Annotated in this window: 19 protein-coding genes; 4 read left to right on the top strand and 15 right to left on the bottom strand. The window is 60.7% G+C overall.

Going from position 1 to position 20,394, the window contains the following annotated elements:
• Positions 1-276: 276 nt before the first annotated feature.
• From QM600_RS22230 to eccCa, 4 genes are all read right to left on the bottom strand, one after another.
• A complete protein-coding gene (locus QM600_RS22230; protein WP_243620862.1) occupies positions 277-573 on the bottom strand; it encodes a WXG100 family type VII secretion target in 297 nt (98 codons plus the stop codon).
• A 120-nt stretch (positions 574-693) separates the two neighbouring features.
• Complete coding sequence (locus QM600_RS22225) at positions 694-999, bottom strand: WXG100 family type VII secretion target (RefSeq protein ID WP_283263703.1); 306 nt, start codon at positions 997-999, stop codon at positions 694-696.
• Between the two features lie 242 nt (positions 1,000-1,241).
• Positions 1,242-2,735 (bottom strand): type VII secretion-associated protein, encoded by a 1,494-nt coding sequence (locus QM600_RS22220; protein WP_283263702.1) that lies wholly within the window; start codon positions 2,733-2,735, stop codon positions 1,242-1,244.
• Positions 2,732-6,742, bottom strand: a complete 4,011-nt coding sequence (gene eccCa, locus QM600_RS22215; RefSeq protein ID WP_283263701.1) for a type VII secretion protein EccCa — start codon at positions 6,740-6,742, stop codon at positions 2,732-2,734. Before eccCa ends, QM600_RS22220 begins: the two co-directional genes overlap by 4 nt.
• 260 nt (positions 6,743-7,002) lie before the next feature.
• Between eccCa and eccD the strand changes: the two genes are divergently transcribed.
• Together eccD and mycP are read left to right on the top strand one after the other, a co-directional pair.
• The gene (gene eccD / locus QM600_RS22210; RefSeq protein WP_283263710.1) at positions 7,003-8,460 is read left to right on the top strand and encodes a type VII secretion integral membrane protein EccD; all 1,458 of its coding nucleotides are present in this window, start codon (positions 7,003-7,005) and stop codon (positions 8,458-8,460) included.
• Between the two features lie 17 nt (positions 8,461-8,477).
• Positions 8,478-9,869, top strand: coding sequence for a type VII secretion-associated serine protease mycosin (gene mycP / locus QM600_RS22205; RefSeq protein ID WP_283263700.1), 1,392 nt, complete (start codon positions 8,478-8,480; stop codon positions 9,867-9,869).
• Between the two features lie 30 nt (positions 9,870-9,899).
• Here the strand turns inward: mycP and eccB are convergent, their stop codons facing one another.
• On the bottom strand, positions 9,900-11,363 hold the full coding sequence (eccB, locus tag QM600_RS22200; RefSeq protein WP_283263699.1) for a type VII secretion protein EccB: 1,464 nt from the start codon (positions 11,361-11,363) through the stop codon (positions 9,900-9,902).
• A gap of 111 nt (positions 11,364-11,474) precedes the next feature.
• Here eccB and eccE point away from each other — a divergent pair, with 111 nt between their 5' ends.
• Positions 11,475-13,154 (top strand): type VII secretion protein EccE, encoded by a 1,680-nt coding sequence (eccE, locus tag QM600_RS22195; RefSeq protein WP_283263698.1) that lies wholly within the window; start codon positions 11,475-11,477, stop codon positions 13,152-13,154.
• On the opposite strand, the gene QM600_RS22190 is transcribed toward eccE, so the two are convergent.
• Together QM600_RS22190 and QM600_RS22185 are read right to left on the bottom strand one after the other, a co-directional pair.
• Positions 13,142-13,699: an NADPH-dependent FMN reductase gene (locus QM600_RS22190; protein WP_283263697.1), complete on the bottom strand. Its 558-nt coding sequence runs from the start codon at positions 13,697-13,699 to the stop codon at positions 13,142-13,144. The two genes, eccE and QM600_RS22190, sit on opposite strands and share 13 nt — an antisense overlap.
• A gap of 10 nt (positions 13,700-13,709) precedes the next feature.
• The gene (locus QM600_RS22185; RefSeq protein ID WP_283263696.1) at positions 13,710-14,288 is read right to left on the bottom strand and encodes a TetR/AcrR family transcriptional regulator; all 579 of its coding nucleotides are present in this window, start codon (positions 14,286-14,288) and stop codon (positions 13,710-13,712) included.
• Positions 14,289-14,345: 57 nt separating this feature from the next.
• Between QM600_RS22185 and QM600_RS22180 the strand changes: the two genes are divergently transcribed.
• The gene (locus QM600_RS22180; protein WP_283263695.1) at positions 14,346-15,488 is read left to right on the top strand and encodes an acyl-CoA dehydrogenase family protein; all 1,143 of its coding nucleotides are present in this window, start codon (positions 14,346-14,348) and stop codon (positions 15,486-15,488) included.
• Between the two features lie 93 nt (positions 15,489-15,581).
• Here QM600_RS22180 and truA read toward each other — a convergent pair whose 3' ends face one another.
• From truA to infA, 8 genes are all read right to left on the bottom strand, one after another.
• The gene (truA, locus tag QM600_RS22175; RefSeq protein ID WP_283263694.1) at positions 15,582-16,466 is read right to left on the bottom strand and encodes a tRNA pseudouridine(38-40) synthase TruA; all 885 of its coding nucleotides are present in this window, start codon (positions 16,464-16,466) and stop codon (positions 15,582-15,584) included.
• A gap of 5 nt (positions 16,467-16,471) precedes the next feature.
• A complete protein-coding gene (rplQ, locus tag QM600_RS22170) occupies positions 16,472-17,020 on the bottom strand; it encodes a 50S ribosomal protein L17 (RefSeq protein ID WP_283263693.1) in 549 nt (182 codons plus the stop codon).
• A gap of 29 nt (positions 17,021-17,049) precedes the next feature.
• A complete protein-coding gene (locus tag QM600_RS22165; protein ID WP_094271926.1) occupies positions 17,050-18,111 on the bottom strand; it encodes a DNA-directed RNA polymerase subunit alpha in 1,062 nt (353 codons plus the stop codon).
• A gap of 123 nt (positions 18,112-18,234) precedes the next feature.
• A complete protein-coding gene (gene rpsD, locus QM600_RS22160) occupies positions 18,235-18,840 on the bottom strand; it encodes a 30S ribosomal protein S4 (RefSeq protein ID WP_094271925.1) in 606 nt (201 codons plus the stop codon).
• 24 nt (positions 18,841-18,864) lie between these two features.
• The gene (rpsK, locus tag QM600_RS22155; protein ID WP_094271924.1) at positions 18,865-19,278 is read right to left on the bottom strand and encodes a 30S ribosomal protein S11; all 414 of its coding nucleotides are present in this window, start codon (positions 19,276-19,278) and stop codon (positions 18,865-18,867) included.
• On the bottom strand, positions 19,278-19,652 hold the full coding sequence (gene rpsM, locus QM600_RS22150) for a 30S ribosomal protein S13 (RefSeq protein WP_033231363.1): 375 nt from the start codon (positions 19,650-19,652) through the stop codon (positions 19,278-19,280). The genes rpsK and rpsM overlap by 1 nt, the downstream gene beginning before the upstream one ends.
• A 249-nt stretch (positions 19,653-19,901) precedes the next feature.
• Positions 19,902-20,015, bottom strand: coding sequence for a 50S ribosomal protein L36 (gene rpmJ, locus QM600_RS22145; protein WP_094271923.1), 114 nt, complete (start codon positions 20,013-20,015; stop codon positions 19,902-19,904).
• A 90-nt stretch (positions 20,016-20,105) separates the two neighbouring features.
• Positions 20,106-20,327 carry a translation initiation factor IF-1 gene (gene infA / locus QM600_RS22140; RefSeq protein WP_003418601.1) on the bottom strand — a complete coding sequence of 74 codons (222 nt, stop codon included), beginning with the start codon at positions 20,325-20,327 and terminating at the stop codon, positions 20,106-20,108.
• Between the last annotated feature and the right edge of the window lie 67 nt (positions 20,328-20,394).

The following is a 20,394-nucleotide window of genomic DNA, read 5'->3' as shown; positions in this document are numbered from 1 at the left end:
AGTTGAGACCCGAGAACCGCTGGACCCTGCGCATCGTCATCCCGGAGATCACTCACCCGGGACGTCAATATGCGGAGGCCTACGGCACGCCACCGATAGACGATACCGGGCTCCCCCTCCTCAGGTCAAAGAGAGCACCGGATCGCACGTGCTACCACCCGTCACAATCCTGCAGGCGCAGAAACTGGTTGACGCAGGCAGCCGTCTACCCCAACGGCCGATGCCCGTTGGGGTAGACGGTGGAACCCAAGATCTTTCAGCGCCTGAGCGTTGCGGTCAGCCTCCGAAGCCTCGCGCCGCAGCACTGTCAGCGTTGCGCATCGACTCCGAACCGTTTGCGGTGGCTCCGGCGATCTGGGCCAGCACGATGTTCAATTCCTCGGACGCCTGACCCCAACGACGCTGAGCGTCGTTCCACGCCTCCGAACCCGCGCCTTCCCATCCGGCCTGCAAGTTGTCCACGACAACCTTGATGTCGCCCTGCTTGTCGTTGATCGACTGCGCTTGCCTCTTCATTTCGTCGGACAGCATCGCGAGTCCGCCGAAGTCGTACCTGATCATGTTCTCGCTCATAGTTACTCCCATTCCGATGGCCGTACCGTGTTAGATGACACTGCAGTTTGCGTGACCGCGAAAGCGGTCGAATACTCTTGTGCTGAAATCGATTACCGCTATCGCGGCAGTCCGATACGGTCAGCCCATATTGACGGTTGCACCGCGCAGAGCATTCACGTTGTCGCCTTCGGCGGTCTCGAATGTGCCTGCAGATTGCTTGATCTGGTCGCAGATGTCAGTGAGCGCTGCGTCCAACTTCATTGCAGCGTTGTTGTATCGCACCATGATGTCGGCATACTCGGTGTGAGCGCTGCCCTTCCATGAACTGCTCGACGCCTCGGCTTCGGAACGAACTGCGTTCACCAAACCTTTGATATCCCCCAAATGACCATCGATGGTATTCGCCGAACTGATCAATTCTGCGGTTGTTGCGGTAAAGCCCATGTCTTCCCCCTGATGGTGACGTGCACTGCTTGTGACATGCACTGCTTGCGATGTGCACCGGCCATTTGGCGTACACCGGTCTGGTGGCGGCGTTCGCTCACATCGGTTTGCCTCGTTTCGAGCTAGATCTGTCGATCAACTGCTCACGAACGAAGGCCGAATGTTCGCTACACATACTTGGACGCCGCCCGTTCTCTGTCGGTTCCGGCACTTCGAAAGAAACTTTGCCGCACGCGCACCGGTCAGCTCACGTAAGCCAGACTCCCCGTGACTCGACCGCATTCGGACTCGAACATGTCCCACTCTCCGACCAGGTACTGACAACCGATACTCACCTGCAGGCCACGTTCGACGTACACCTTCCATCGAACCTCTGAATACCCGTCCGGAAACTCCATGTACAACATGACCTTTCGTCCTTCGGCGGTCACGACGGACTCGAAGTCCTGAAACCGGGACGAGTCCTCGAGGTTCGTGAACTGCGCGCGCAGAGCATCTTCGACGTCATCGAATTCCACTCCTTCGCGGAGTTCCTTCTCTACGACGACGATTTTCCTATCCGCTCCGGACCGCGGCACGATGTCCGTCCGACCCGTTGTCGAACGGCCCGACTCTCGTGACCATCCCGTCGGCAAGTCCAGTCGAACCCGCCCCAGTTCCAGGGGCACAGTGGTTGTGGTCGGCAATAAGTCCGACGTGCGCGAAAACGTCGGAGTGGTTGCAGGCGAATCCACTGGGGATGCGTCGGCCGTCAGTCCCTGTACGACGGTGCCTTGGATACCGCCTGTGGTGGATGCGTCTTCGGTGCCGCCACGACCGCTCGCGATCACAACACCCGCTGCAAGAGCGCAGATGACCACCGCGCAGGCCGTCACCACGGGCCACCAACGACGTGAGCGACGCGCAGGATGTGTTGGCGCAACGATGTGCGACGGCGGCACCCACCGATCACCGAATGCCGAGTTGTCGACCGCCCGCCCTGCCGAATTCTCAGCGGTGACCGAATCGAGGCGGACCCGTGGATCTACGATGGAACGGACGATACGGCTCTCGTCGAGAACACGAACGCTGGCGTAACCGTGGATGCTTCTCGAACCCCGCTCCAAGGACGATGCAACCGAATGTGACTGTCGCCCGACAACTACCACTGTGTCGCGGCCGGTCAACTCGTCGAATTCTGCGAACAAGTCTGGCAATTCCGCAAGACACCCGCGCTGCGTACTCATGACCGTCACATCCCCGTCGAAGTCCCGCAAGCACGACACGACAGCATCACCGGAGCGAATCTCGACCACGATGCACCTCGATCGCCAGACGCTACGCATAGAACGAGCGATAGCAATCGCAGACGGGACGAGAACGACGTCGTGGCCGACTTGCCGCGCGGCCACCAACAGTCGCCCCTTACGGGCATGACCCCATTCCGACGGGTAACTCAGGTACAGCACATCGGCGTCGGACAGGCCGCAGCCTTGAACGGCATGAGAAATCAACGTCACCAATTCGAGAACGGTGGACGTGACTCGTCCGCCGAACTCGATGTAGTCGTCATCGATGTAGTCGAGCGGATTGATACCGCCGGAACGCGAGTGATCCCGAGAATCTCCTTCGATGTCTGCGCGACAACAAAATTCACGTTGGGCTGTAGTCGACCACGCATTGGACGTCCCGATATGGACGGACACCGACAGCGTCGCGCCCGGTATCACCGCAGTGGCGTTCGCCCCTGGTCTCACAGTGGTGGCATCCAGGGCAGTTGTACAAGTTGTGTCTGCGATCGCGACACATAGGTCCCCCGGCCTTCCGGCATCGCCGAACCGCGTATTGCTCCGACCAGGTTCCCTTCGTCACGATTGCCACTCATCACCACACCCGCAGTACCCATGTCGCGGATCCGAGCGATCACCGGCTCGAACAGTGCGCGACCCGCACCGCCGGAACGTCGCGCGATCACCAAGTGCAAGCCAATGTCTTTCGAATGTGGAATGTGTTCGAGAAGTGCTGCAACCGGGTTGCCGGTCGATGTCGCCACCAAGTCGTAGTCGTCGATAATCACGTAGATCTCCGGTCCTGACCACCACGAACGTTCCCTCAGTTGTTGCTGCGTCGTGTCCCCGCTCGGCAGCCGCGTTGCAATAATGCGCGAAAGGTCCACCATCAGTTCACCGAATGTCACCGCCGAGGCCGAATATCCGCCGAGGTGATTGCCTTCGACAACCCCGAGCATCGAATGCCGATAGTCACCGACTATCAGTTTTGCCTGTGCCGGCGTGTTCGACGCCATGATGCCTTCCGCGATTCCACGGAGCAATGACGTCTTTCCGCAGGCGGTGTCACCGAACACGAGTAGATGTGGATGCTCGGCAAAGTCCATGTAGACCGGCGCGAGATCGGTTTCGCCGAGTCCGATCGGTATACGTAGGCACCTACCGTCGGCCGCGGTCGCACTCGGCCAGCTTTCGCCGACGATGGTCAAAAGCTCTGTCCGAGTGTAAGAATCGGGAAGCATACGGAGAGCCGGCGCAGAGCGTCCGGTCGACATCGCCGTGATCCGCGCAACGGTCGCCGACACCGCTGCGCTCAACTCCACGCTGCTCGCGATTCCATCCATCCGAGGCAGCCCCGTCAGGAGGTGCAAACCCTCGCGGGTGATGCCTCGCCCCGCGTGACTCTCGGGAACCATGCCGGCCTTCTGCCGTCCGGCATCGGAATCACCCGGGTCTCCCAGTCGCAGTTCGATGCGAGTTCCCAACTGATCCTTCAATGCCGGCCTGATGTCGGCCCACCTCGACGCGGTGACGATTACGTGAACACCGAAGGACAAACCCTGGGCGGCAAGCGTATTGATCGACGCCTCCAGCGGTTCGAAGTCCGAACGAACGCTCGGCCAACCGTCGATCACCAGAAACACGTCACCGAATTGATCGTGAGCGAAGCCGGCCGCGACGTTCTCACTAGTGGGATCGCTGCTTCGTAGCCGACGAAACTCGACCATCGAATCGATTCCGTGGTCACGGAACAATCGCTCACGCTGCTGGACTACCCCGGCAACTTCGGCGACGGTTCGCCGAACTCGGTCTCCGTCCAATCTATTTGCCACCGAACCGACGTGAGGGAGATCGCGCAACCCCAGCAGAGTGCCACCACCGAAATCAAGGCAGTAGAACTGAACCTGCTCGGCTGTATGTGTCAGCGCGAACGACATGATCAGCGTGCGCAGGGCGGTCGATTTTCCCGACTGCGGGCCGCCGACGATCGCGAGGTTGCCAGTCGATCCGTTGAGGTCGGCTACCAGCAGTTCGCGCCGCTGATCGAACGGTCTGTCCACAATCCCGAAGGGCGCGGTCAGGTTGCCGCGAAGAACATTCGAATCACCCGCGGCAGCGCGCGGCAACAACTGGTCGAGTGTCGGTGATGCATCGAGCGGCGGAAGCCACACTTCATGGGCGCGTGGACCGTGCCCTCTGATTCGGTCCACGAGAACTCCCATGAGAGTTCGCGATTCGTCTCCTGCCTCACCCATATCCACGAAGTCCGGTTCCACCACGGCATCGCCGCGTTGATCACCCCGGACTGTCGCAGCAGTGAAGAGTACCGGAGCGAGCGCAATAGACTGTTCCGTCGCGAGTCGCGCCGGAGCGATTCGAGCACCTTCGTAAGGCCCGGACACGTATGCGCCTTGAAACCGCACGATTTCTGCAGAATCCGCCTTCAAATATCCCGCGCCGGGAGTTCCGGGCAGGTAATACGCGTCTGGAACTCCTAAAACAGTCCGGGACTCGTTGGCGGAGAACGTCTTCAAGCCAATACGATACGAGAGATGACTGTCGAGGCCGCGTAGTTTTCCTTCATCCAAGCGTTGACTCGCCAGCAGAAGGTGGATGTGCAGCGATCGTCCCAGTCGACCGATCGCCACGAACAGGTCGGCAAACTCCGGTTGTTGACTGAGCAGTTCGGAGAATTCGTCCACCACCACAAACAATGCCGGCAGTGGGTCGAGAGCAGCCCCCGCAACCCGTGCCTTCTCGTAATCCGAGACATTTGCGAAGTTTCCGGCTGATCGGAGAAGTTCTTGACGCCGATTCATTTCTCCCGCAAGCGCATCCTTCATGCGATCCACCATCGCGAGTTCCTCGGCAAGGTTCGTGATCACTGCAGCAACATGGGGCGAATCCTCGAGACCGAGAAACGTGGCACCGCCTTTGAAATCGACAAGTACCAGATTCAAGGCAGTCGGTGAGTGCGTCGCGATCAAACCGAGAACGAGCGTCCGAAGAAACTCCGATTTGCCGGAACCCGTTGCACCGATGCATAAGCCATGGGGACCCATTCCATTCTCGGCAGATTCCTTGAGGTCCAGTTCGACCGGCTGCCCGTCGGCTCCGACACCGATCGGCACTCTCAATCGATCGCGCCCTTGGCGCGGCAGCCACGCATGATCCGGGTTGAACCGCGCCGCGTTTCCGATTCCCAACATCTGACTCCACGAACGCGCCGTTGCATCGTCGTCACCTGAGTCGACTGCGTTCTGAGTAGACGCACGGTACGGCGCCATCCTCCTTCCGAATGACTGAGCAGTAGTTGTCGTGCAAGCATCCGGACTCGCAAACTTCTCCACGCCGACGCTACTGACCGCACCCACCTGATCGGCGCTCACCACCAACCTGAGACCTCGACTGGCAGATAGTGCCGGGCAGAAACCGCACAGGTCGACTATCGTCACCGAATCCAATCCGGTTGCGGTCAAAAGCCCCGAATCACCTTCCAGCAGTCCTCCGTCCACAACAACGATCACATGGGGCACACCCGCTGCCGCAGGCGCATTCCGCGCGAACCTGCCCCTCATCGCCAGTTGGTCCCCCAGCGATCCTTCCAACTCGAAGTACGAGCCGTATACCATCCGCGCAGCACCGGCGCCGTCGGACGCATCTGGATGCTGCGTGTGCGGCAGCCATTTGACCCATTCCCATTCCGATGCAGTGTCCGGCCCGCAGATCACCGCAACTTGGAGGACGTCCGGACCGTGAAAAGTACACAGCTGCATCACCATCGCCCGGACCAGCGCCCGAGCGGATTCACGATGACCCGCAACAGATACCGAGGGAAAGCCCCTCAGTGACACAGCCGTCGGAAGGTCCTCGACAACAGAATGAGAACGGACAAATCTCCGAAGCGATACGGATGCAACGGGTTCGAGATCCTCCACCGGACCGGTTTCCGGCGGAATCAACCGAGTCGCCAACCGTTGACTCCCGAGGCCGACCCGAACGTGACAGTAATCTGCGTCTACGGCTTGACGTTCCCACATTCGCGACGTTCCCACCAAGGTCCACAGCAACGACGGTTCCGGATTGCTCCACTCCAGAGCACGGCGCTGCGCTTGGCCAGTGTCATCGACGTCGCGACGTAACTGATCGAGATACCGTAGGTAGTCCTTGCGGTCCTCGTTGACCTCGGATGCGCGCGCACCACCACTGCGTCCCCCACCGGCCAACATTCCGAGCATCGACACCATCATCATCACCGGAAACAACAGCGACATCGGATTTCGTGCCATCCCAGACGTGAACATCAATGCGACCATTCCGATCATGGCTACCACCATGACCACCGGTAATAACTTGGTCAGCAGATTCCCCGGCGTGGCACGCGGAATCTCGGGTGGTGCCTGCAGCGTCACCTCACCCCCCGGCGCCCGCGGCGCTTCACGTCGAGGTCGACGCGGAAATCTGACGGTGCTCAATCCACCCACCCCCAACAGTGATATTGGCGCGCAACCCTATGATCGACACGTCCATCATTTGCCGAACTGTCCCCCAGGGCAAAGATCACGCAACGACAGACATTAGCTCATCCCGCCGACACAGTCAGTCTCGGCAACCGTTCGATTGCGTCCGCGGCAGCAGCATTTGTCAGCCCGATGTCGTAAGGTTCCGATGAACAGGGTTGACGCGAATGGGGATTCGCGAATGAGGTGTCACTTGGGAGGGGTTGATCGTGAGCATGTCCACAACCGACGCAGGATCTATGACGCGTGATCGCCGAACCGCGCCGGCGGCCGAACTGTGTCGCCTGACCATACTGTCGGCACATACGCAGGTGGATCTCGCAGTGCCACTACGCATTCCACTCACATTGGTCATTCCCGGCATTGTCGACACAATTCGCAACCACAGCGGCTCCAACGATTTCGACACCACCGCCGAACAATTCGAACCAAGCGATTGGTCCCTGGCCAAGGTCGGTCGCGAACCCCTCTCGCCCACACTCTCTCTGCACGAGCACGGAATCCGCGACGGCGAGTTGCTCATCCTCGAAACCGCGGACACCGCCGCTCCACCACCACTGTTCGACGACATCATGTACACCGTCGCGGCTACCGACGCGCAGACGTACCGTCGCTGGACACCGGACACCGCACGCACCACCGGTTCGGTGGTCGCCATCGCCGCTACGCTCGTCGGCACTTCCGCTCTGGCTCTGGGATCAACCGGATTAACAGGCGCCGCTTGCGCTTTGACAGCTGCGACACTGTTGACTATCGCGGCGATCGTGACAGCCCGCGTCTACCACGACGGCAGAAGCGCAATCGTCCTCGGATGCGCCTCGGTGCCGCCCGCGTTCACCGCCGGAATCCTCTTCGTTCCTGGCTCAATACACGCTCCGCATATCCTTCTGGGGTCGATGCTCGTCGCGTCGGTGACACTACTGTGCCTTCGCTTGTGTGGTGTCGGAATAGCTGCATTCACAGCACTTTTCGGCATCTCGATCGCCGCAGCTATCGCAGCAGGCGTCGCAACTACGCTTCCCGACGTTCCGCTCGAAACGCTCAGTGCCGTGAGCATCGCAGTTTCACTGATCGTTCTGGCGAACACGGCACGCGTTTCCATGCTGTTCGCCAAACTTCCATTGCCGCCAGTTCCCGTTCCCGGGAATCCGCTCGATGAAGCGCGGGATCTGACAACCGAACCCGAACTGCCGGATTTTCAGGAACTTACCGAACGAACCGGACGCGCCCGCAGCTACCTGACCGGCCTGGTAGTGGCGACATCCCTTGTGACGTTGATCGGGGCAGTCAGTGTCGCAGCGGTCGATTCCAACGGCGGAATCGTCTGGTCCGGTACCGCGCTTGCCGGCGTAACCGCCGGCGTTCTGATGCTCCGCGGCCGCACCTTCGCCGGTAGCAATCAGGCAGTTCCCCTCATCGCATCCAGCGCCTCCATCGTCCTTGTCGTTCTCAGCTCGCTGATGTGGGCTCGTCGCGACGACAGCCTCGTCATTTTTGCACTCTCTATGATTTTTCTCGTCGTGGCGCTCGTTGTGGGCATCATCGCCCCGCGTCGGGTCTTCAGCCCGGTCATGCGACGAGCTGCGGAGCTTGTCGACCTAGCCGCGATCGCTTTGATCGTGCCCCTGATCTGCTGGGTGACCGACGTGTTCTCCGTCATGCGCGGACTCTGAGCAGCGGACGCACTCGGATGAACCGACGGATTCGCGCTACCTCGATACTTGCCGCCGGTGCAGCCATGGCACTCCTCGGAGGTCAGGGCGTAGCTTCCGGCACGATTCCGTTGCCCATCGAGCCGTCGATGCTTCCGGAAGACGCCGCCCCCGCGCCTCCACAAGCGACAGAGCAGCGCACGCTGTGCATTCCCGCGGCACCTGGCGGAGAAGGTCCCGATATTCCACTCGCCCAGCGCGACCTGGCGTTCGATGCTGTCTGGCCTCTCACCACGGGCATCGGTCAGCGAATTGCCGTCATCGATACCGGGGTGAACCCTCATCCCAGACTCCCCAATGTGGAGGCCGGTGGCGACTACGTCGGACCATCGGACGGAACCGAAGACTGCGACGCCCACGGGACTGTCGTCGCCGGACTGATCGGCGCGCAGCCGCAGAACGGATCAGGATTCTCCGGCGCAGCGCCGGGTGCGGTTGTCATCTCTATCCGACAGTCCAGTTCCGCCTACTCCGTCGCAGGGAGACAAGACGATCCGACTGTCGCCGAAAACTCGTCCGGCTATGGAAACGTCGACACCATGGCCATGGCTGTCCGACGTGCTGCTGACCTGGGCGCCACCGTCATCAATATTTCGGAAGTTGCCTGCAAGTCCGCGTCCGACGGCATCAACGATCAACGACTCGGCGCAGCAATCCAATATGCCGCGGTCGACAAGGACGTCGTCATCGTCGCAGCTGCCGGAAATGTCGGATCAGGTGGCTGCAAGACGCAGAATCCACCGCCAAATCCACTGAAACCTGATGCAGATCCTTGGAATTCGATCAGTACTATCGCCAGCCCAGCATGGTACGACGACTATGTCCTCACTGTCGGATCTGTCGATCCCAACGGTGCAGCAAGCCCCTTCAGTCTCGGTGGGCCCTGGGTGGACGTGGCAGCGCCCGGTACCGGGATCGTCTCGTTACACCCGTCCGAATCCGGCCTGACCAACGGAACGTTCGGCCCCGACGGCGCCTTTCAAGCGATCAACGGAACCAGTTTTGCGGCGCCGTACGTAGCGGCAACAGTTGCGCTCGTTCGATCTCGATATCCCGCGCTCACGGCAACGCAAGTAGTTCACCGCATAGAGTCCACCGCTCATGCCCCTGCCGAGGGCTGGAATCCCTACGTCGGGCACGGGGTAATCGATCCGCTTGCCGCTGTCACCGCCATCCCCACTGACAGCGAAAACTATCCGCTACCAGCCTATTCGACGGCAATTGCTCCACTTCCGATACTTCCGCCAGCAGATAATCGGGCACGTGACGCGGCACTTCTCGGCGTTACCTGCGTCGGGATCTTGGGCATACTGGCTCTACTTGCGTCATTTCCGATACGACGAAAGTATTCCGAACGCACAAATAGCTGACACGGACCCGTCCGCTTTGGACAGTTATCTTCAGTTAGCCGGCGCTGCGGGATACGGGTCCGGTGTCATTCCGTCGTGCGCGACAAGGGCATTCGCCTTGTCCAGCGCCGGCCCTGAGGCGAGCATCTCAAGCATTTGCCAAGGAGCACGGTCCGGAGTCCGCGCGAGACCGAGAGCCTTGGCCGAATCTTCATCCGGTACACCGAACTTCACACCAGTGTCGGAAATGTAGAAGACTCCTCCACGTCTCACGCTGTCGGTATCGATACCGGTTGCCTGCACAAATCCCCCAGCACCTGGCGCGATATACGCGAAATCCAGCCGATTCCCCGGCCCGTCTGCCTGCGCCAGAGCGACAACCCTGGCATCGGATGAAATCGGAAGGTCGCGGCCGACAATCACACTCACCGTTGCGGAACTACGTTCGGCTGCAACCGAAGCCCGGTCCGGCTTCCAGGCAAGACAACTCACCGGCGCATCCCGCTCTGTCACCACGGAGGGCACGACCACGAGGAACGCTGTCAGAGCTAGCTGGTTCACCGAGGGAATACGGTTGATCGCGTCGGGCGTCAGGGAGGTAATTCCCGAATCTCCCTGTGAATCGGCGAAGTAGATCAGTTGTGCCACTGCCGAACTTACTCTCTGGATTCCGTTCTCCAGAACTACGTAGTACATGGTCTCCGAACCCGTCGGCACCTGAACGACAGATCCGACGGTCTTGCCCTGCAACGGGTATCCCGGAACTGTCCCCACACCGGGAATCGATGGAGCCGCGATTCTCGGAACTTCGGGAATTGCATTGAGCATTCCGGCACTGATGGGCCGGGGTTCCACATCTTCCAGCCCGAGCGCTCGGGTGATCGCCGGATCACCGACATCGATCGCTGCTCGTTTTCCGTCGTACACCAGGAAATGATCGGTGCCCGAGCGAACCAGCAAGGCCCGGTCGTCGGTCAGGTACGACGCATCGCCTCCAAGTTTCGGCTCCCCGACCAGTACCGTCGTCGACAGAGACCGTTTTCCGTCTGCTCCGACCGTGTCACACACTGTCCATTGCGCATGTGTCGGATCGGCCGCTTCCGGTAGCGCGGACGGCCCTCCGGGGATGCCGACAAGCGCTCCTCGCGGCTTCCCGCTGATCTCCGAATCCTTCACCAGCGCAGGCTTGTCCGGCGATCCGATGATCAACCTCGCCGATGCCAGGTTGAGTACCGGGTGAAATGTCCCTTCCATCGCGACAAACATTGCACCGGAATCCTTTCCGACGACGATGTTTGCGTCCGCGATCTTGTCTTGCGGCCGGAAAAGTGCAAGCACCCCACAACCTGCGAGCCCGAGAGAAGCCAACACAATACCGACAATCATTGCGCGCGACTGTGATCGCATCGGATCGTGCAGCATCCGCACATCTCGGCGCACCAAAGCGTGTTCCATGCGTCGGACCAAAAATCGGTATCCGTTGACCTGCCACTTCGTGGTCGGTGTCGCAGCCATGTTTCCCCCCGTGCCGTACGTCCCCTGAGATGACACAGTACAGTTCCTCCGGGGTTGAAACTGTGGTCCACGTCCGGTCCACGACAAGGTCAGGTATTCGGGGGTGAAACCGTGGATCGATCGCGCCTGAAAAAATGGCCGTCGTCGCACAGGGTCTCGACGCACGAGGTGGTGGTCGCGCAGGCCTGTGGTGTCGGCGCAGCGTGCGTCGCCGCGTTTGCAGGGCTCAACCATTGGTGGGTGCTCGGAATCGCTTGCGGCGTAGCCGCTGCGCTACTCCTGCATGTCGGCGGATGGTCGATCATCACCTGGGCGAGAACGTGCGTTCGGTATCTGCGCGGCCGTTCGACCTCAGACGGAACAATCGTGAGTTTCCAGACTCCGAGTGAACAATCCATCGGACTCCGCGTCGACGGCTCGTCATTGGTCACAGTCGTCGAAATCACTCCGCCGCAAGACTATTTGACGCGAATCGGACGATTGTCGTTCCACGCCTCCCATGTGCTCCCGACATCGGCGCTCGCCGATTGTCTCCACCAGCACGACATTTCGCTCACCGGTATCGACATTGTCAGTCATGGAAATCGCGTGGCCGCCGGCACTCCGGCGACCGAGGTATATGACCGTTTGATCGGACCCCTACCTGCAACCGCAACCAGAACAGTCTGGCTCGCACTACGCTTCGACGGCGTCGAGGGCGCAGACGCCGTCGAGCGCCGGGGCGGCGGAGAACAAGGCGCGGCGCGGAGCATCTCCGTCGCGACGAGCCGGGTCGTTCGAGCACTCGAAGCTACCGGCGCCCGCGCCCGCATTTTGACCGCCCCTGAAGTTTCCTCGGCCACGGCTCAGGTCAGTCGTGGCATCGAGATCGGCGAAGTAGCCCAAAACTGGCGATCGACAGCGCTTCCCGGAGTCTCGAACTTCGGATACGGCATCGAACCCAAATCGATTACCACCGAAACTCTCGCGCAAGTGTGGGCAATACCGACCCTGGGTACGTCGGTGACTGTTCGACTACGCCCGAGACCGGAACCCGGGCTGACCACGGTCAGCGCAACGTGCCGTTTCACAACCAGAAATCCGCCGGAGGCAGCTCCGGTCGCCGGACTGATCTCGATGCGCGGTCGCCAGCGGGATGCACTGATCACCAACCTGCCGACCGTCATCGCCGCACTCGACACCATCTCCCCCGCCCGCACAATGGATGCGTCCGTGTTGGCGTCACTGGCACTCCCCATCGCAGGTTGCGGACAACTCCTCGGCTCGGATAAGAGAGGTCAGGGCGTTGCAGCCCTGGTGGTCGGCACCGGAGTAACCAGAGTCTTCGTGGCCGGGGAACTCTATGTGGCACAACAACTGATCTTTCGCGCGATCGCAACGGGAACGCGCGTCCTGATCCACACCGACCGCCCCGAGACCTGGGCATCTCTGGTCGACTCGATGGGAGTTCCTGATCGTCTACGCGTGTCGGGGCAGGAACACGGGCAGGGGCACAGACACGGTATGGAAGGAAACTTCAATGCAGTTGTCTTCGACGGCGTTCAAGCACTGCCACCACGTGCGGGCGTCACGGCGATCTACGTCTACAGCGACCCTCGCCAATGGCCGGATCTCGAACCTGATCTCACCATCATCCAGCCAGATGCGTTGGGCGACAAAATTATCGTTCGCGCGAACAAGACGCGCGTCGCGCTCACGCTTGTCACGATTGCAGCCGAAACGGCGTTCATCGGCCGTCCCAGATCGGGCGAAGACTACCGAGCGTCTCCATCCACGAATCAGCAGGGATAAGGTTCGACTGCGCGCCGATCTCGCAATCCCCTTCCCCACCAATCCAATTGATCGATCATCCGGCCAGCCGCATCTACCGCGACAGCATCCACATTCCAGACTCCGTCACGAAACTGCTTGCGCACCTGGTGAATACTCACACTTTGTCGCACGGAAACCATGTGCAGCTCCGCAACTACCTGTCGCAATTGTTCTGTTGCGCGGAGCCCTCCCGACTGTCCGCCGTAAGAAACGAATCCGATCGGTTTCGCACGCCACTCATGCTTGACCGAATCGAGTGCTGTCTTCAGAGCGGCAGGGTATCCGTGGTTGTACTCGGAAGTGACAGCAACGACGGCGTCCGCGCCACCGATGCGGCGACGCAACATCTCCGTCGCCGTTGACTGCGAAAAATCAGATGGAAGGGACAGGTCTGCAAGATCGATGACCGAGACCTTCCAACCCGGCACTGCTCGCGCTTGCTCGGCAAACCATTCGGTCACTGCGGGAGCGATACGACCCACGCGAACCGAACCGACAATTACCTCGACGTTCAGATCGGTCATGCCGTTGATGCTAACGGTGCACTGTTGCGGAGATCCCGGTTGTGATGAGTGCCGCGAGTTCCCGATATGCCTGCGCATCGTCGAGGCCCGTTGCCAGATACACCTCACGCTGCTGAATCCGAACCATCGTCGTCGCGGCGGCATCGGCGACAAACGATGCATGCACCTTGCGAAATGCCCCGTCTGCAACCCCTCGAACAATCAATTCACGAACCCGATCCGCGGCAATCGACGTGTTCTTCTCGTACACCCGCCGCCCCGGCGAGGACCCGGCCAGATCCTCCATGTACTGATGAGAGGCCCGGGAAAGCTGGTCGCCCACGGCCTCGAGGTACGCGGTCACCTGCGCTAGTGGATCCGACTGGGCCGCGACTGCCTCTTCGACTGCATCGGTCGCAGCGCGAAAGAAATGAACAGTGACTACGCGGACCAGGTCGTCCTTGCCTGCCGCAACCGTGTACAGCGTGCTCTTAGAGCAGCGGAGACGCGATGCGATCTCATCGAGCGTCAGGTGCGCAAATCCTTCGTCCAGAAAGAGCGCCACCAACTGATCGAATAGTTGCGCCCTGCGTGCCGTCACCCTTGCCATACTCAAAAGAGTACTGCAGTATCGTCTCCAGTACTACTACAGAAACAGGAGTCGACAGTGCCGGTCGAACGTCTGATGCCCAGCCAAGAAGCACGCGATCTCATCGAACTGACCCGAGATGTCGCCGATAAGGTTCTTGCACCCAAGGTCAATGAGTACGAGAAGGCCGAAAAATACCCGGAGGGGGTCTTTCCCGCCCTCGGACAAGCCGGACTCCTGAGCCTGCCCTACCCCGAAGAATTCGGCGGCGGCGATCAACCCTACGAGGTTTATCTTCAAGTTCTCGAAGAGATCGCCTCACGTTGGGCGGCAGTTGCTGTCGCAGTCAGCGTGCACAGCCTCTCCTGCTTCCCTCTGTTCACCTTCGGAACCGAGGAACAGAAGAACCGATGGCTGCCGGACATGTTGGGCGGAAACACGATCGGCGCATACAGCCTCTCCGAGGCTCAGGCGGGGTCCGACGCCGCAGCACTGTCGTGCAAGGCAGCGCCCGTCGACGGCGGCTACCTCGTCAACGGCAGTAAAGCCTGGATCACCAACGGCGGGAAGGCCAACTTCTACAACCTGTTCGCTCGAACCAGCGACGACGGATCACGCGGCATCTCTTGCCTGCTTGTCGACAAGGACACCCAAGGACTCAGCTTCGGAAAACCTGAAGAAAAGATGGGGCTGCGCGCCGTCCCGACCGCCTCCGCGCACTACGACGACGCTTTCATCCCGGACGAGCGCCTCATCGGACAACGCGGCCAAGGCCTCCCCATAGCGTTCAGTGCCCTCGATTCCGGCCGGTTGGGAATCGCTGCCGTCGCTGTCGGCATCGCTCAGGGCGCACTCGACGATGCCGTCGCCTATGCCAAGGAGCGCAAGGCTTTCGGCAAGCGAATCATCGATCATCAAGGTCTCGGATTTGTCCTTGCCGATATGGCTGCCGCCGTCGACTCGGCCCGCGCAACCTATCTCGACGCCGCACGCCGCCGCGACGCCGGAGTTCCGTACTCCCGCAACGCCAGCATCGCCAAACTCATTGCCACCGATGCCGCAATGAAGGTCACGACCGACGCGGTTCAGGTATTCGGCGGGTACGGGTACACCCAGGACTTCCCGGTTGAACGCTACATGCGTGAAGCCAAGATCACGCAGATCTTCGAGGGCACCAATCAGATTCAGCGACTGGTGATTGCGCGCCAACTCGCCGGATAGGCCTGGATACGACGATGCCCTCCCACTTCACAGAGATGTGGGAGGGCATTGTCGTGAGCTATCGCTCCGCGATCGGGCGTCGTACATCAGGATTCAGTCGCCGCAGCAACCGCCAGCCGAGGGCAGCTCACGCGTCTCGCGCGTAATCGCATTGCGGGCAGCCAATTCCGAGTAGTCGGGATAGTCGACCCGCACCAAGGACAAACCATGAGCCGGCGCTACGAGAATCGAACTCGACCGCGAGGTTTCGTCGAGCAGTCCGGCCAACCAATCAGAGGTTCGACGCCCTTCGCCGACTGACAGGACCGCACCGACCAGGCTGCGAACCATCGACCAGCAGAACGCATCTGCGTTCACGTATGCCGTGAACACGGTGCCGTCCTGTGCCCAGTCGAAACGCTGAAGCTCGCGTACCGTGGTCGCGCCTTCGCGACGCTTACAGAACGCGGCAAAATTGTGGAGTCCCAGGAGTCGCTGCGATGCTTCCTGCATAGCAGCGAGATCCAACTGCTTCGGGTAGGAAACGATATCGCGGGATCGAAGTGGTTCCACTCCGAACGCAGCGTTGGACACCCGGTACTCGTAATAGCGTCGCATCGCGGAGAATCGAGCGTCGAAATCGGCGGGAACAACAGTAATCTCTTTGACCCGAACGTCCTTCGGAAGGAATCGAGCCAGGCGACGGACCAACCGGGACGGGTCCTCGGGCAACAGATCTGCCGGTACGTCGACGTGCGCAACTTGGCCGCTCGCGTGTACTCCGGCGTCGGTCCGGCCCGCGACGGTCAACTGAATTGGAAGCCGCAGAACAGTTCCAAGCTTGTCCTCGATCTCGCCGCACACTGTGCGTAGATCGGTCTGTCTGGCCCAGCCGGAAAAATCGGTTCCGTCGTAGGAGATGTCAAGGCGCAATCGAACGAGCCCGCCGTCCCCGAGGGGGGCGGCGGGCTCGTTCGATTCAGCGTGTGCTGAAACCAAGGGAACTAGTCCTTCTTGGCCTCGGGGGCGTCGGCCGCAGTTGCGGTCTCGTCCTCGATACCTTCGATAACTGCGTCAGCGTTCTCGACCTCAGCTTCGGTTGCCTCGGCCGTGACGGCCTCGACAACGTTCTCTGCGGCGGGAGCGTCCTGCGAAGCCTGGACGCGACGTGCGCGGTCAGCCTCGGAAGTGACGGTCTTCTCCTTGACGAGCTCGATGATTGCCATCGGAGCGTTATCACCCTTGCGGGGGACCGTCTTGGTGATGCGGGTGTATCCACCGGGACGATCCGCGTAGAACGGGCCGATCTCGGCGAACAGGGTGTGAACGACATCCTTGTTACGGATGACCTTCAGCACCTCACGACGGTGAGCCAGCGTACCGGCCTTGGCGTGCGTGACGAGCTTCTCGGCGTACGGGCGCAGTGCCTTGGCCTTCGACTCGGTGGTGGTGATGCGACCGTGCTCGAAGAGCGCGGTAGCCAGATTGGCGAAAATCGCCTTCTGGTGCGAAGCCGACCCGCCGAAGCGGGAACCCTTCTTGGGCTTGGGCATGATGATCTCCTAGTAAAGGACCTGAGCTGCTACAGCTGTTCGGTCTCGGCGTAGTCCTCGGTACCCTCGGCATCGCCGAAGGAACCGGCATCGGTGTCACTCCACGTTCCGGTGGCGGCGTCGTAGCCGGCAACGGTCGTGGGATCGAAGGATGCGGGGCTGTCCTTGAGGGACAGGCCGAGCGAATGCAGCTTGACCTTGACCTCGTCGATGGACTTCTGTCCGAAGTTGCGGATGTCGAGCAGATCGGACTCGGTACGGCCCACAAGCTCTCCGACGGTGTGAACACCTTCGCGCTTGAGGCAGTTGTAGGAACGGACTGTGAGGTCCAGATCCTCGATGGGGAGTCCGAAGGAAGCGATGTGATCGGCCTCGGCAGGCGAGGGTCCGATCTCAATGCCTTCTGCTTCGACGTTCAGCTCACGGGCCAGGCCGAAGAGCTCCACCAGGGTCTTGCCCGCAGACGCGAGCGCATCCCGTGCAGTGATGGAATTCTTCGTTTCCACATCGAGAACGAGCCGATCGAAGTCGGTGCGCTGTTCGACGCGAGTGGCCTCCACCTTGTAGGTGACCTTGAGCACCGGCGAGTAAATCGAGTCGACCGGGATGCGGCCGATCTCTGCGCCGGACGCCTTGTTCTGGACGGCGGGGACATAGCCGCGACCGCGCTCGACTACGAGCTCGATCTCCAGCTTTCCCTTGTCGTTCAGGGTGGCGATGTGCAGATCAGGGTTGTTCACGATGACGCCGGCCGGGGGCACGATGTCGCCTGCAGTAACAGCGCCGGGGCCCTGCTTGCGGACGTACATGGTGACCGGCTCGTCCTCTTCGGAGCTCACGACGAGGCCCTTGAGGTTCAGGATGATGTCAGTGACATCTTCCTTGACTCCGGGGACCGTGGTGAACTCGTGGAGAACTCCGTCGATACGGATGCTGGTGACAGCAGCGCCGGGGATCGACGAGAGCAGCGTGCGGCGCAGCGAATTGCCGAGCGTGTACCCGAAACCTGGCTCCAGGGGCTCGATGACGAACTTCGAGCGGTTATCAGCGATGACCTCTTCGGTCAGCGTGGGTCGCTGAGAAATGAGCATTGGTATTTCCTCCTGTACGGGCGTCCACTATTTGACGCCCACGATGGGGCAGAAAGGGCCTGCGGCCCCGTGCGCCTTTTTGGTAGTCGGAACTACCGAAAAGGCGCACAGGTGCGAAGCGCCTTACTTCGAGTAGTACTCGACGATGAGCTGTTCCTGCAGAGCAATATCGATCTGCGCGCGCTCGGGAAGCTGGTGAACCAGGATCCGCAGACGCGAGCCGACAACCTGCAACCAAGCGGGAACGGGGCGATCGCCGACGGTCTCACGTGCAACCTGGAACGGTAGCGTGGTGAGCGACTTTTCCTTGACATCGATGATGTCGTACTGCGAAACGCGGTAGCTAGGAATGTCGACCTTCTTGTTGTTCACGAGAAGGTGACCGTGCGTGACCAGCTGACGTGCCTGACGGCGCGTGCGAGCGAGGCCTGCGCGGTACACGACGTTGTCGAGACGCGACTCGAGGATGCGAAGCAGGTTCTCGCCGGTCTTACCGGGGCGGTTGTTCGCCTCCTTGTAGTACAGACGGAACTGCTTCTCCATGACGCCGTAGGTGAAGCGAGCCTTCTGCTTCTCCTGCAGCTGGAGCAGGTATTCGCTCTCCTTGATACGCGCGCGGCCGTGCTGTCCGGGCGGGTACGGGCGACGCTCGAATGCCTGGTCGCCTCCAACGAGGTCGACGCGCAGACGACGCGACTTGCGGGTGATGGGTCCGGTATAACGTGCCATGATTTTCTACCTATTCCTTCCCGCTTATACCCGACGCCGCTTGGGCGGACGGCAGCCGTTGTGCGGCTGGGGAGTTACATCGGAAATGGTGCCGACCTCGAGGCCTGCGGCCTGGAGTGAACGAATCGCGGTCTCGCGACCCGAACCCGGTCCCTTGACGAAGACGTCAACCTTCTTGACACCGTGCTCCTGCGCCTTGCGGGCAGCGCTCTCAGCAGCGAGCTGAGCGGCGAAGGGAGTCGACTTACGCGAACCCTTGAAGCCGACGTGTCCCGAGGACGCCCAGGAAATGACATTTCCGGCGGGGTCCGTGATGGACACGATGGTGTTGTTGAAGGTGCTCTTGATGTGAGCAGCGCCGTGCGGGATGTTCTTCTTATCCCTGCGACGCGCCTTCTGGGTCTTCTTCGGACCGGTGCTACGTGACTTCGGGGGCATTACTTCGCCTTCTTCTTGCCGGCAATGGTGCGCTTCGGACCCTTACGGGTACGGGCGTTGGTCTTGGTGCGCTGACCACGCACGGGCAGACCACGACGGTGGCGCAGGCCCTGGTAGCAGCCGATCTCGATCTTGCGACGGATGTCGGCCTGAACCTCGCGGCGAAGGTCACCCTCAACCTTGAGCGACTCCTCGATGTACTCGCGGAGCTTTGCCAGGTCCTCGTCCGAGAGGTCCTTGCTCCGGAGATCCGGGTTGACGCCGGTGGCATCAAGGATTTCCTTGGAGCGGGTACGGCCGATGCCGTAGATGTATGTCAGTGCGATCTCCATACGCTTTTCGCGAGGAAGATCAACACCAGAGAGACGTGCCATGTTGGCATTTCCTATCGGTGTGCGGAGGTCTGCTCCCGGCCCATCCCCTGTGCCTCTTGTCGAGTACCGCCGCCGTAGGGCGTAGGTGATCTCATCAACTAACTCAGTGGGGCCCCGGCCTCCGTGCCGGGGGTGAACCATTGTCCGACCTTGTCGATCGGTGAACGATCGCGTGGGGTCTCGTCAACAATGGCTGGTACTGGGAGGTCTTCTTTGCTTGTTGCCAAGCAGATCTTCGAAAAGTTCGATCTAGCCCTGACGCTGCTTGTGACGCAGGTTCTCGCAGATCACCATGACCCGACCGTTACGACGGATCACCTTGCACTTTTCGCAGATCTTCTTGACGCTCGGATGAACCTTCACGTCTTCTGATCTCCTGTTTTGTCGCAGCCTGCCACAGCGAACCACGGCAGACGTACTTCTCCCTGACCCAGGTCAGGTCCGGGAAGTTCGTTACTTGTAGCGGTAAACGATGCGTCCGCGCGACAAATCGTAGGGCGAAAGCTCTACGACAACGCGATCTTCCGGGAGGATGCGAATGTAGTGCTGACGCATCTTTCCGCTGATGTGGGCGAGGACCTTGTGGCCATTCTCGAGCTCAATGCGGAACATTGCATTGGGCAGCGGCTCGACTACTCGTCCTTCGACCTCGATGGCCCCGTCTTTCTTAGCCATATCCTCCGCGATCCGTTTGGTTTGGCATGCTTCGTGCATCGGCTTCCGTTACATTGGCACGCAATGG

The organism is Rhodococcus sp. IEGM 1379, from assembly GCF_030056815.1.
Classification (GTDB): Bacteria; Actinomycetota; Actinomycetes; order Mycobacteriales; family Mycobacteriaceae; genus Rhodococcus_F.
Note: the sequence above shows the minus strand (reverse complement) of the source record. Positions and strands in the feature narration are given on the sequence as shown.

Bases quoted from the DNA above. Each gene is read 5' to 3' on its own strand.
- rplQ (WP_283263693.1), bottom strand. From the start codon at position 17,020: ATGCCCAAGCCCAAGAAGGGTTCCCGCTTCGGCGGGTCGGCTTCGCAC.
- rpsD (WP_094271925.1), bottom strand. From the start codon at position 18,840: ATGGCACGTTATACCGGACCCATCACCCGCAAGTCGCGTCGTCTGCGC.
- QM600_RS22165 (WP_094271926.1), bottom strand. From the start codon at position 18,111: ATGCTCATTTCTCAGCGACCCACGCTGACCGAAGAGGTCATCGCTGAT.
- QM600_RS22190 (WP_283263697.1), bottom strand. From the start codon at position 13,699: ATGACCGATCTGAACGTCGAGGTAATTGTCGGTTCGGTTCGCGTGGGT.
- QM600_RS22225 (WP_283263703.1), bottom strand. From the start codon at position 999: ATGGGCTTTACCGCAACAACCGCAGAATTGATCAGTTCGGCGAATACC.
- rpsK (WP_094271924.1), bottom strand. From the start codon at position 19,278: ATGCCCCCGAAGTCACGTAGCACCGGTCCGAAGAAGACCCAGAAGGCG.
- eccD (WP_283263710.1), top strand. From the start codon at position 7,003: ATGTCCACAACCGACGCAGGATCTATGACGCGTGATCGCCGAACCGCG.
- rpsM (WP_033231363.1), bottom strand. From the start codon at position 19,652: ATGGCACGTCTCTCTGGTGTTGATCTTCCTCGCGAAAAGCGTATGGAG.
- QM600_RS22185 (WP_283263696.1), bottom strand. From the start codon at position 14,288: ATGGCAAGGGTGACGGCACGCAGGGCGCAACTATTCGATCAGTTGGTG.
- QM600_RS22230 (WP_243620862.1), bottom strand. From the start codon at position 573: ATGAGCGAGAACATGATCAGGTACGACTTCGGCGGACTCGCGATGCTG.
- infA (WP_003418601.1), bottom strand. From the start codon at position 20,327: ATGGCTAAGAAAGACGGGGCCATCGAGGTCGAAGGACGAGTAGTCGAG.
- mycP (WP_283263700.1), top strand. From the start codon at position 8,478: ATGAACCGACGGATTCGCGCTACCTCGATACTTGCCGCCGGTGCAGCC.
- eccB (WP_283263699.1), bottom strand. From the start codon at position 11,363: ATGGCTGCGACACCGACCACGAAGTGGCAGGTCAACGGATACCGATTT.